This window comes from Lutibacter sp. Hel_I_33_5, from assembly GCF_007827455.1.
Classification (GTDB): domain Bacteria; phylum Bacteroidota; class Bacteroidia; order Flavobacteriales; family Flavobacteriaceae; genus Polaribacter.
The window spans coordinates 2,381,817-2,395,616 of record NZ_VISM01000001.1 but is presented as its reverse complement, the minus strand read 5'-3'; the positions used below and the strand labels follow the sequence as shown (position 1 = coordinate 2,395,616).

The 13,800-nt window shown below is 29.9% G+C and carries 6 protein-coding genes; 2 read left to right on the top strand and 4 right to left on the bottom strand.

Annotated elements, in window-relative coordinates:
* The first annotated feature begins 40 nt into the window (after window positions 1-40).
* Both OD91_RS10550 and OD91_RS10545 read left to right on the top strand, forming a co-directional pair.
* A complete protein-coding gene (locus OD91_RS10550) occupies window positions 41-3,346 on the top strand; it encodes a LamG domain-containing protein (RefSeq protein ID WP_144896351.1) in 3,306 nt (1,101 codons plus the stop codon).
* Window positions 3,347-3,507: 161 nt separating this feature from the next.
* The gene (locus OD91_RS10545) at window positions 3,508-4,143 is read left to right on the top strand and encodes a T9SS type A sorting domain-containing protein (RefSeq protein WP_144896350.1); all 636 of its coding nucleotides are present in this window, start codon (window positions 3,508-3,510) and stop codon (window positions 4,141-4,143) included.
* A gap of 120 nt (window positions 4,144-4,263) precedes the next feature.
* Here the strand turns inward: OD91_RS10545 and OD91_RS10540 are convergent, their stop codons facing one another.
* The 4 genes from OD91_RS10540 to OD91_RS10525 all read right to left on the bottom strand — a co-directional run bounded on the left by OD91_RS10540 (window position 4,264) and on the right by OD91_RS10525 (window position 13,783).
* Window positions 4,264-5,007 carry a LytTR family DNA-binding domain-containing protein gene (locus OD91_RS10540; RefSeq protein ID WP_144896349.1) on the bottom strand — a complete coding sequence of 248 codons (744 nt, stop codon included), beginning with the start codon at window positions 5,005-5,007 and terminating at the stop codon, window positions 4,264-4,266.
* Window positions 5,004-6,320, bottom strand: a complete 1,317-nt coding sequence (locus OD91_RS10535) for a sensor histidine kinase (RefSeq protein WP_144896348.1) — start codon at window positions 6,318-6,320, stop codon at window positions 5,004-5,006. The genes OD91_RS10540 and OD91_RS10535 overlap by 4 nt, the downstream gene beginning before the upstream one ends.
* Window positions 6,321-6,374: 54 nt before the next feature.
* Complete coding sequence (locus OD91_RS10530) at window positions 6,375-9,308, bottom strand: histidine kinase (protein WP_144896347.1); 2,934 nt, start codon at window positions 9,306-9,308, stop codon at window positions 6,375-6,377.
* 356 nt (window positions 9,309-9,664) lie between these two features.
* Window positions 9,665-13,783, bottom strand: coding sequence for a tandem-95 repeat protein (locus tag OD91_RS10525; RefSeq protein ID WP_144896346.1), 4,119 nt, complete (start codon window positions 13,781-13,783; stop codon window positions 9,665-9,667).
* Window positions 13,784-13,800 lie beyond the last annotated feature (17 nt).

The window sequence follows — 13,800 nt, the reverse complement described above, 5'->3', positions numbered from 1 at the left end:
TGCTTAAAAGTAATGTCTAAAAAGTAATAGTAAACCCCCAATGAAGCTAAGAGTTATCACCCTACTAACTGCTCTTTTTTATAGTTCAATCCTTCTAAGTCAGTCTCCTGGTTCTGGAGCCACTTTAGATTTCGATGGAACGAATGATTATATAGATCTTGGCGCATCAGGTATCGCTTTAAGTACTACTTTCACCTTAGAAGCTTGGATTTATTCTTCACAAGTAAATGGTTCTTGGCACGGATTTATTGGTAATCAAAGTTCTGGCGGAGCTAATAGAGCTCCAGGTATGTGGGTGTATCAAAACAATAGAATTCACTTCGGTTTTGGAAATGGAACCACATGGCAATCAGGCAATACTCCATCTAATAGTTTTATTGAGAATCAGTGGAACCATGTAGCAATGACTTATGAAGGCACTAATTTAAGAGTTTATATTAATGGCGTTTTAGTAACCACAAGAACAGGAACTACTGGGACACCAGTTGACCCATTAAGATGGATTGGTAGAGTTGATAATTATTTTGATGGGAAAATAGATGAAGTGAGAGTTTGGACAACCGCACGTTCTGAAACTGAACTAAGAACAAATATGTGTCAAAAACTAACAGGTTCGGAAACTGGACTTGCAGGTTATTGGAGATTTGATGAAGCTTCTGGAACAACATTAACAGCTGTAACTGGACCAGACGGAACATTAACCAATATGAATGCAGCTACAGATTGGGAAACCTCAGGTGCTGCAATAGGAAATGCTTCTTCCTATACCTATGGCGGAAGTAGTGTTTCATTAACCTCTACAAATAGAGGAGATTTTGAGGTAAATACAATAACAGGAACTCCAGACGGAGTACATATTTATAGAGTAGATACTACTCCAAATTCCGAAACGGGAATTACAAATACAATTGGGTCTAACGATATTTATTATGGAGTTTATGTAGCTGGTGGAACATCGCCTACATATACTGGAGTTTATGATTATACCTCTTATGTTGCTGCACAATTAGCTGAACCAAATATTGAAGGATATAATAGAACAGATAATTCATATACAACATGGGCTTCAATATCACCTACTGTAGATACTGCAGCAAATACGTATACAGAAACTGGTAATTCTGGCATTAATCAAGAATTTTTAATTGGTGGACTAAATATTGTTTCTACTGATGTAGTAGGTTATTTAGGCCCAGGAGGTGTAGGACAAACAGATGGTAGTTCTGCACTAAAATTCTGGATATTACCAGAAAATGGAGTAACTAAAGATGGGAGCGATAATCTTACAGCGTGGTCAGATCAAAGTGGATATGGCAGTAATGTTTCAACAATTGGAGGTGATCCAAATGTTTCTGCAACAATAAATTCTTATGATGTTGTTAATTTTGATGGAAATGATCATTTAGTAGCAAATATTACTTCTAATACTTCAAATCAATTATCAGCCTATGTAGCTGCTGACATTACAAATTACACTAGTACAACCTGGACAGGAATATTATCTGCTTCTACCTCCGGACAATTAGATTGGAATAATAATAACAGAACAGTTTTATTAAATAGATTAAATAATACTAATGACTTACATTCTTACAGAAACGGAACCAAATCCATAGTTACAAATGGTCTTTCAGTTTCAGGGTTTAAAATCATGAACTCTGAATATGATGGTGCTAATAATATTATAAGACAAAACGGTATAGCTGGGTCAACAGTTTCTTCAACAGGAAATTTTAATTTCAGCTTATTAAGTATTGCAAAAAGATACACTGAGAATAAATATACAAGTGGGAATTATGCAGAAGTTTTTTATTACGACAAACCTTTAAATTTAGCTCAGAAGATAATTGTAGAAAACTATTTACAAGCAAAATACAATAGTACTTTAGATGCAAACGATTTTTATAATGAAGATGATAATGGTAATTATGATTTCGATGTAGCAGGAATTGGACAAGCTTCTGATGGTTCAAGGCATGACGATTCTCAAGGAACAGGAATTGTAAGAATAAATAATCCATCCGGTATGACCGATGATGAATTCTTATTTTGGGGAAGAAATAATAGAGATGCTTTAAGTTTTACTACCAATACCGCAAATTATAAAGAAAGACTAAACACAAGATGGAGAGTTAGTAGACGAAATAATCCAGGTAACGTTACCGTTACTTTTGATTTAAATAGTGTTGATCTTTCTGGGAAATCTGATTGCTCTACTATACAGTTAGTAATTGATAATAATGATAATTTATTATCTCCTTCACATGTTTATGATTTAACGCATATTGGAGGTAACTTTTATAGAGCAGAAAATGTAACCTTTGTAAATAATAGAAAGTTCTCTTTAGAATTTATTGATAAGATTGTAGTAGATGACACTCAGTTTTATAATGGATCTGGAGATTCCAATGTTCCAGACACCAATGATGATTGCTTTAAATTATTAGTGAAAAATACAGCGGACGGATCCTTAGCTATCACAGAAAATGGAGACGTTAGAGAAGTAGAAGTAGAAAGTGGCGGCAAGCTTGTTTTAAACACAAATACTAGATTACAAATTACCAACGGAATTGTTAATGAAGGTGATATTCGTTTAACAGGATCTTCTCAATTAATTCAAACACATACTGGTGGTTCTATGAATAGTGGAGCAGGAAACCTTTATATAGATCAAAATAGTGATTTAGCAAGTGTCTATCGATATAATTATTGGAGTTCACCAGTCTTAAGTGGCGCTTCGAACTATACTGTTCCTGGTGTTCTAAAAAACGGAACAACACCCACATCTGATGTATCAAATCCACCAGATTTGGCATTCACAACTGGTTACGATGGTTCAACAGGACCACTCACATTATCAAGTTATTGGATTTATGATTACCTTAATGGAACTGATGGATCATCATGGGTTCAGAAGGGAGAATTAGGAACTTTTAATCCAGGTGAAGGTTTCTTATTAAAAAGTCCAGGAGCAACTCAAAACTATACTTTTAAAGGCGTTCCAAATGACGGAGATTATTCTTTTGGTATTGATGCAGACAAAACTAGTTTATTGGGAAACCCTTATCCATCAGCATTAGACGCAAATCAACTATTTATTGATAGTTCTAATTTAGCTACTTTATATTTTTGGGAACATAAAAATGAAGTTACAGGCTCTGGAGAAGAAGGGCACTGGCAATCTGGATATATTGGAGGCTATAGTTATAGAAATGCAACTATGGGAACTGCAGCAGATACGGCTGTGAGCGGAACTGCAGGATTAGGAGGCGAAACGTATACAGCACCCCTGGAAGATATATTCCAGTTGGTCAAGGTTTCTTTGCAGAAACAGCTACAGGTTTAGCGGCAACTATTAATTTTAGAAATGGTCAACGCTATTTTGAGACAGAAGCTGGCGATTCGCACTTTTTTAGAACAAAGAGTAATAAAGAAACATTAGAATACAAAGTCCTTAAACTAGGTTTCGAAGCTAAAAACTCAGAAGGCTTTTATTTACACTCACAAGTGGGTATTTCTTTTTCTGAAGGAAAAACATTTGAAATAGAAACTGGTTTTGATAGTAAAAAAATTGAAATTAAAGATTCTGACATTTATTTTCAATTTACAGAAGATGGAGATAAATTAGTAATTGCAGGTGTGCAAGAACTTACGGACACACTTGAAGTTCCTATTGTAATTAAAATTGACTCATCAGAAGAGACTTATTTAATGTTAGATGATATTGAAAACATTAACAGAAAAATATTTATTAAAGATAGTCAAACAAATCTTACACATGATTTATCTTCACCATTAACATTAAACCTTCCTGAAGGAACATATGAAAATAGGTTTTATATAACTTTTGGAGAAACACCTCTAAACGTAGAAAATAATGTTTTATCAAATAAATTACAATTCTATATAGACGAAAATTCTAATGAAATTGTAGTCAGAAAAAACTCAAAAGAAACTGTTACAATTCATTCTTTAAAAGGATTTAACCTACTAGGACAAGAATTATTTTATTGGAAAAATGATACTCCAAAAAATAATGAATCAAGAATTGGGATAGAAAAACTTTCTAATGGTTTATATATTCTAAAACTTAAAACAGATAAAGGAATGATCTCTAAGAGCTTTTTGATTTCTAAAAAATAAAACACATTATACTAATGTACAATGTGTTTTAGCAACTTAGTTTCTGTGGGGAGTTACCACAACAAAAGTATTATCTTATTTTATTTTGTAAAAGGGTGAAAACACCTATTTTTTAAATTTTTATTTCTTTAAACTATTAACAAAATCATTTCTTCTACTTCTAGAAATTGGAAGATTATGGTTTTCACTCAAAACAACATATCCCTCATTTAAGTATTTTGAAATATGATCAATATTAATAAAATAAGACTTATGAATTAAATAAAATCCTTGAGTTACTAATAGCTTATTAAAATGACCAATACTATGGGAACTTAATATAGTTTGCTTATTTATAAGGTGAATTTTAGTATACCCATCTACACCTTCACAAAAAATAATTCTTTCTATTTCTATAAATTCTAATCCATCCTTTGTAGGGATTACTATTTTCTTTTTTTGAAATGTCTGTATTCCTAAATTCTCTATTAAAATTTTGTTTTTTTCTAAAGCAGTTTTTTCTTCAATATTATTAGTAGCTTTTTGTACAACAGAAATTAAATTTTGATTATCTACTGGTTTCAGTAAATAACCTATTGCACAATGATTAATTGCTTCAATAGCATATTCATCAAAAGCAGTAACAAAAATAATTTCGAACGTGGGGTTTTTAATTTTACTTAACAAATCAAAACCACTCATTTGTGGCATTGCAATATCTAAAAAAACAAGTTCTGGCTGTGTCTTTTCTAAAATTTCTATTGCTTCTTCTGGGTTTTGAGTTTCTCCAATAATGGTTACATTAGAACAGAACCTTTCAATTTTATTTTTAAGAATTGCTAACGCTTTTGGTTCATCATCTATAAGAATTGCATTTACTTTCATAGTTTATTTATTTTAAATAATAAAGTCACTCTAGTACCCGTTTTATTATCATCGTCTGATAAATCTTTGATACTATATTCTATTTTCCACTTTTTACTCTGTTTTAAAAGTTGTAATCTTTCTTCTAAAACATTAGTAGAATTTGATTGGTAGTTTTTAGAAGAGTTTTTATATATTTTTCTTGCTTTTTTTAAACCTATTCCATCATCTTCTATAATTACTGTAAAAGAATTTTCTGAGTTTTTTATAAAATTAACACTCACAGTACCTTTTTCTTTTTTATGAAATAACCCATGGTTTACTGCATTTTCTACAATGGGTTGTAAAATCATTGTAGGTATATGTTGCTCTTCAACATCCATTTTTTCATCAACATTTATATTAAAAGATAATTTATCTTCAAAACGTAATTTTTCTATAATTAAATAATTTTCTAACAATACAATTTCTTCTGAAACTGAAATGGTAGTTCTTCTCGAATATTCAAAAAATAAACGAACTAATTTAGAAAATCTTGACAAATAATTTTCCGATAAATCTACCTCATTCCTTTGAATATAATATTGTATCGCATTTAACGAATTATGTACAAAATGAGGATTCATTTGAGATCTAAGAGCTAGCCCTTCCATGCTGTTTTTTTCTAAACTTAAAGATTTTATATGATCTTGATTCGATAAATTTAAAGCATAATTTAAAAGTGTTAGTTCAAAAATTACGCCTATTAAATACAATTTATGAGGATTGTCTGAAATGAAACTTAAAGCTGGAACTGTATCAATAAATAAAGACCCTGTTACTAAAACCATAAAACCTAAAAACCCAACACCTATAATTTTAAAAACATTGTTTTTATCACTTATAAGTTTTACACACAATATTAGAATATATATGATTACTAATAAACTTAATACAAGAGTAACTATATCTACAATATTGTTACCAAACTTAAAAACGTCTAATATTGTAATAAATACGGATGCAATGAAAGTGAAAAAAATTAATCTATTTAGTATTTTTCTATATGCCTTTTTTCTTTTAGAATTTTCTACATAATGCCATAGAAAGGTATAATAAAATATTGCTGCTATAGAATTTATAATTCTTTCATAACTAAAAAAATTTGTGAAATCTACGTCTTTAAAAAGTATGAGATTATTATATTTTACAAAAGTGAAAAGTATAAAAATTACACTAGTAAGAATATAACCTATATAAAATATGTAAGGTATTTTTCTTTCGCTTAAATAAAGATTTACTGCAGGTATAATAAACGAAAAAGTAATACCCAATAAGAATAACCAAATTAACATATGTATTAAAAGTGTATTAACATTAAACTATTATCCGTTTTATATAATTATTTTTTAATCACCTAATTTATTGAATTTTAAAATAACTTTTGTTCCTGTCTTTTCTTTAAAATTAGACAAATCTTTTATTGTGTATTCAATATCCCAATCATGACTTTGTTTTAAAAGACTTAATCGTTCTTCTAAAACATTGGTAGAATTAGATTGATAATTCTTTGTTGAATTTTTATAAATCTCTTTTGCTTTCTTTATACCAATACCATCGTCTTCTATAATAACTGTAAAAGAATTCTTTGCTTTTTGTTGAAAGTTAACACGTACAAAACCATTCTCTTTTTTATGAAATAAACCATGGTTTACTGCATTTTCTATGATGGGTTGTAAAATCATTGAAGGAATGTTTTGATCGTCTACATCCAACTTTTTATCGACTTCTATTTTAAAAGATAACTTATCTTCAAAACGTAATTTTTCTATCAACAAATAATTTTCTAACAAACCAATTTCTTCTGCAATAGTTATTGTATTTCTTCTAGAATACTCAAAAAACAAACGGACTAATTTGGAAAATTTTGATAAATAATCTTCCGATAATTCCACCTCATTCCGTTGAATATAATATTGAATTGCATTTAAAGAATTATGTACAAAATGAGGGTTCATTTGGCTACGCAACGATTGCAATTCTAAACCAGAAATACGTTTATTTAATAATGTTTTTGCTTTCTCTTTACGTTCAATTCTTTTTTTAATTATTTGAAAAAAGCCAAAAATGATAAAAAGACCTAGAAGACAAAAACTTACTTTCGCTACTAGTGTTTGCCACCACAGAGGCATTACCTCTATATATTGCTTTTTGATAGTAAAATTAGTATGTTGGTCTGTAGCTTTAACCTCTAATACATAAAGGTTTGGCTTTAAGTTAGAAAAATTTAAAATTCTTGTTTGGGTTGTTACCCACTTTTTTTGATTTGGTAATAAACGATATTCAAAACTGGTGTTTTCTTGATTTACAAAATCCTGCAAACCAAAAGAAATAGAAATATTATCTCTAGCTTCCTTAGCAAAAGACATTGTATCTTTTTTAGTCTTAAAATAAAGTTTTGGTTTGGTTTTATAAATCTCACTATTTACATTAATTTTAGCTAAACCAATATCACTTGCTGCATACAAAATACTGTCTATCATAGCAATATCATTTGTATTATTTTGCAACAAACCATCAGATTCAAAAAAGTTATTGGTGATTTTTGAGTTTTCTAAACTATTTTGGTCTAATGTAATCTTATGCACGCCTATGTTGCTTGCAATCCATATTAGAGAATCTTTATGAAGAATGCGTTGTATGCTAAGACCATCAGTTACTTTAAGATGTGCTAAGTTCTTTTCATTATAACTATACATACCACGGCCATCTGTACCAACCCATAGATTATTTTTGGTTGCTGCGATAGAACTTACAGATACTTTAAGAAGTCTATGCTTAAGTTTAGGCCTAGACAGGCTGTCATTTACAAGCTGATGTAAACCATCACTACCACCAAAAAACAAACTATTTTTAAAAACTTCACTGATAATTAAACCTAATTTATCAGATACAATAGGACCTTTTTTAGTAGTAGGGTTTATTTTAGATATACTATGAGCACTAGTGTAATAATCAAAATTATTAAAACGTCTAATGTCTTTAAAACCATATTGATCATTATAATAATCTTGATAATGTAACTTAATTTTATGTTGTTTTTGAAACTGTAATGAAGATTTATAGAAATAACTCTCATAACTTGAAACAAGTGTTATGAATTGTGAGGTTGCATCTTTTTTTATTTGATATATTTCGGCTTGTGAATTTTTTAATTTTACAACCTTTTTAATTGAAGTTGTCTTTGGATTTAATGTATAGAATCCATCTTGTTGAATGCCTGAAATTAATAGACTATCTATAGCGGCTATTTTCTGTACTTTTTTATTGTTAAAATAATATCGAGAATGTACTTGGGTATTTGGTATTAAAGAAATACCACTCGTAAAATCTCTCAACCATATATTCCCTTTACTATCTTTATAACTAGCTATATTAGAAGCCTCATGTATAAACGAATGCTTACTGATTAACTCTAAATTATAATTAAAAATTAATAAATGTCCTGGAAAACTTACTTGTATTTCATCTTTAACTGCTTTAATTTTTAAAAAATTTAATGTTTTTAAGGATCGGTCTATAGATTTAAGATCAAAACTAGAAAATTTCTTAGTTACTACATTAAAAAAAAATATTATAGAGCCGTTAGTTTTATAGAATTGATTATTGGGTAATATTCCTTGTGCTACAGTATTTACATCCGTAAAATCAACCTTTGTCGTATTTGGAATTTCTTCTTTAAAATTAAAATCAAAATCATATACCAGAAGTTTATCTTTTATAAAAAAGAAAAACTCTTTAGTTGTTGGGATAAAAATATAAGTATAATGCTGGTTACCTAAATTAAGTTGCTTTATTATTTTTGTTGCATGTAAGCTGTACGTAACATCCTTAAAAGGTAATAAATTTACTAGTTTATCATCTTTAAGCGTTATAACTCCAGTTCTTGAATAATACCAGAACATTTCTTTATTTTTACTAAACAAAGAAGGAGTCCTAACTTTTTTACTTTCTTCTTGAAACTTATAGATACTATCATTTTTAATATACCCTTGGTAACTGCTTTTAGAGAAATACCAGAGCCTACCTTGAAAATCTAAATCTAATGCCCAAGTATCGTTATTCGGTAATCCGTCTTTTATCGTTAAAGTTTTAAAGGTTTCACCATCGTATTTTACCAAACCTCTATTGGTTGCAAACCACATAAAACCATCGGCATCTTCTTGCATATCATAAATATGGTTAGAAGGCAAGCTTTGTTTTGTTGTATAGCGTATGGGTTCTTGTGCATATAAAAAAATGCACAAGCTAAAAAAAAGTAGTTTGGTTAGTTTTTTTAGCATGTTTAAAGATACAATTTTGTTTTAAAAGGAATTAATTGTTGTTAAACCATAAGGTTTATAACCTTATGGTTTAACAACAATTAAAAGCAACTTTCCCCAAATAAACTTTCTCTTTTTTTTTAATATTAATACTCTAAATTGGTTAGATGTAAAAGCTAATTTTATTAATGGTTTTAAAGTTATAACTTTAAAACACCATAAGCAACCCGTTAATGTGCTATTATTCCTTTTATTGAATGTTATTAACTTTGTACTTATGGTATTAATAAACAACTAATCTTAAAAAACTATTTTTTAAACCAGTTGCTCTTTAGTATTCTGGGGGCTTTAATTTTTTAAAGAACAACTAGTTTCTTTTACTCTTTCACTATTTTTTGAATACGTATTCCTTTATCTGTAATTACCTTTACTAGATACATTCCGTTTGATATAGTACTTAGGTTTACTTCTTTTTCTTTACTTATCATAACACGTTTTCCCACTAGATTATACACTTCGATACTTTTTAAAGCCAAATTACTTTTCAATTGTACTGTAAGTGTACTTTTTACTGGGTTTGGATAGATACTAATTTTACTCTGTAGATCTAGCTCACTAACACTTAATACTCTTTGGGTACAATCTGCAGCATCCGTTACAAAAGTACTTGCATCATCTTTGGTCCAATTGGTTAAATAACTTGCGTTAATATCATCTACCATAATACAAGTTAATAATGGTGTGTTGCTAGCATTAAAAGAGGTAATGCTTGCGTTAGCTCCGTTTTTTAAACTTACCGTTACCAAATCTGGGTTATCACTTAGATCTATTTCTTTTAGGCTCGATAGTTTATCTAAATTAACATTCTCTATCTTATTGTTTTTTATAATTAATGTTTCTAAAGCCATCGCTTTAACTGATACATTTTTTGTTTCTCCAGTTGTTCTACTATTAATAGTTACCCCTACTAGACCTGTTAATGGGCTTAAATCTGTAATTCCGTTTCCTGAAACATCTAAAGTTGTTATCCCTGTAAATGCCTGTAAACCTTCTACATCTGTTATACCCGTACCACTTAAATCTAAAGTGCCAGTATACGCTGCTGCTTCTGCTAAACTAATTACACCATCACTTGGAGATATATCTATAGAAGGAATAACACTTAATAGTGCTGCTAGCGTTGTAGCAGAAACGTTTATTGACCAAACGGATGAGCAGTCTGTGCTAAAAGATGTTTGAGGGTCAAAAGTCCAACCTGTTAAACCAGTTAAAGGAGTTGCTGCATCAGCTTGAACACATTTTAAATCAGGGTTTCTTGTTATCTCAAAAAAGGAGAATGCTGAATTATTTCCATTTGCTATATTCAACCTAGTTAATTTATTAGAATCTCCAAATAATTGAACAAAATTAGATTGAATACTTAAGTCTAAATCAACTAATATATTACCTCTACAATGCAATGCTTCTAACAAAGGTAAAGATGATAAATCAATGGTAGATATTCCGTTTCTATAGCAGAATAAATATTTTATTTTCGAATTTTGAGATAAATCTATACTTGATATATTATTATCTCCATATGCTAATGTTTCTAACACCGTATTTTGTGTTACATCTAAACTTGTTAACATGTTATTTTGACAAGCAAGTCTGGTTAACAACCTATTGTTTGTAACATTTATAGTGGGTAGTAAATTGTTATCCGCTACTAAATCAATTAAAGCTAAATTTTGCGAAACATCTAAATTACTTATTAGATTGGTATCAAAAGTTAACACTTCTAAATCTGACAAATTAGTCACATCAATCGTTGGAACTTTATTGTTCGAAAAATGTAATCCTTTAAGTTTTATGTTTTGTGTTACATCTAACGTGGTAATTAGATTATTATCACAAGTTAAAAGTTCTAAATTCCTGTTATTTCTTACATTTAAATTTCCTGTAATTTGGTTCTGACCTAAAACTAATTTAATTAAATTTAAGTTTTGAGTTACATCGATACTTGTAAGTAAATTTTTAGAGGCATATAATTGTTCAATATCTCTAAAATCTTCTATACCTGTCATTAATCTAATACTCAAGTTTCTAACATCAAGAAATTTAATAGTATTAATATCTGCTGTACAAACCTGACCATTTATAACTCCATCTGAATCAATACTTTGATTTATTAAAGCTTGCTCAAAATTAACATCCGGTATTAATGTTACTAAAGTACAGCCAGCTATTGTTACTGTTACCGTTGCAGTATCACACGCTCCTGAAGGATCACAAACCGTATATGTAAAACTATCTGTACCTGTAAATCCAGAATTTGGTGTATATGTAATGGTACCATCTGAATTTAACACTATTGTTCCGTTAGTAGGACTTGAAGTTAAAGGAGAAACCGTTAAAGGATCATTTTCTACATCTGTATCATTTGATTTTACAGAAATTACAACCGGAGTATTTGTAGATGTTGTTACAACATCATCTATAGCTATAGGTGCATCATTTATACAAGTAACTGTAATATCAAATGAACTTGTAGCTGTAGTTAAACCATCTGTAATTTTATAAGTAATTTGAGGAACGACTCCACAAAAATTTGTAGTGGGTATAAATGAGTAACTTCCATCAAAATTTATGATCAATGATCCCTCTGATAATACAACATATGACCCTGCTGTATAAGTTGTTCCACCTACAGAAAAATCTACAACAGAAAGTCCACAAGATCCCGTATCATTTACTAATAATCCATTTGGTGCAGTAACTGTTAAACTTGTATCTTCATTTGTTGTATTTGTATCTGGATATGCTGCTAAATTTGTAGTTAGATTAAATGTTAAAGTAGCAATGTTAGACGTTGCTCCGTCATTATCTTTTACCGTATAATTAACTGTTGCAATAGCACCGGTAAAACCTGCTACTGGATTAAAGAAAGCATAACCTAATGTGTTAATTGTAAAAGTACCTACACCAGCAACAATTAATGGTGTACTTATATTCCCGGTATTTGAGGCATTACTCGAATCAATTAAAACAAAACTTGTAAGATCTAAAGTTCCATCAACATCAGTATCATTGGTATGTATTGTTGGTATTGTAGCTACTGGACAAGGCACACCAGACATGGTGTTATTTACTGCTACAGGTGCGTCGTTTACACAGGTAACTGATATATCTAAAGTACTATTACTTGTTGTGGTACCATCTGTAGTTGTATATGTAATTTGTGGCACCGCTCCACAAAAATCCGCAGCTGGTGTAAATGTATAACTTCCATCTGCATTTATAATAATTGTACCTTCTGTGAGGGTTGCTGTAGATCCTGCTGAATAAGAAGTTCCTCCAGAAGCGTATTGAGTTACAGTTAATGAGCAAGAACCTGCTGTATCATTTGCTAAAACACCATTTGCAGCAGCTACAGTTAATGCAGTATCTTCAAGTGTTGAGTTTGTATCTGCAGTAGTTACAATAGAACAAATAGCAGCACATGTTGTACTAAACATATGCTGTGGGTCTTTATACCAACCAGATAATCCAATAGCAGGTGTAGCAGCATCTGCTTTTATACATGTTAAAAGCGGGTTATTCATTGATTGAAAAAACGTAAAACTTGCATTATTTCCATTAGCAATATTTAAATTACTTAAATTGGGGTTATTATTACAAGTTAAATTATGCAAACTAGTATTTAAATGCACATCTAAATTACTTAGTAGATTTTCTGCTGCAGACAGAATTTTAAGTTTTAGGTTGTTTACTAAATTGATACTAGAAATACTGTTTTTTGAAAAATCAAGTATCTCTAAATCAGTATTTAAACTTAAATCTAAGTTTGTAAGTAAGTTATCCCTACAATTAAATGCATTTAATTTAGTATTGGCTCTTACATCGATCATTGGAATTTGATTACTGCTACAAACCAACGTAAAAAGTAACGGGTTTTGACTAACATCTAAAGCAGTTAACAAATTATCTTGAGCATCTAATAAATATAATTTAGGATTCTGTGTTACATCTAAGTTGGTAATTTTATTTGTATCACAATCTAAGATTGTTAAATTTGGGTTTTGTGTTACATCTAAAGCAGGTAACATATTTATAGGACATGCTAAAAAATTTAAGTTTGGACTATTTGTTACATTTAAATTTGTTATTTGATTTACCTCACACTTAACATAGTTTAGTGCTGTATTTGAGCTTAAATCTAAATTTGAAATAGTATTATTAGAACATTCTAACCTTTGTAAAGCAGCAAAATCTTGAATACCTGTCATATCAGAAATCATTAAACTAGGTACTTCTAATTTTGTAACCGTATTTATTCGATTTGTAAAAACATGATTATCTAAAACTAAAGGCCCAACTGTAGAGGTTATATTACCCATACTTGTAGCAGCACCATGACCAACAAATACACCATTGGCATCATGTGTTTCTAGGTAACGTTCTAAATTATCATCTGGTACGTATGTTAATGCGTTTGTACAAGTAGCGTTAAACATGTGGGGTGCATCTTTTA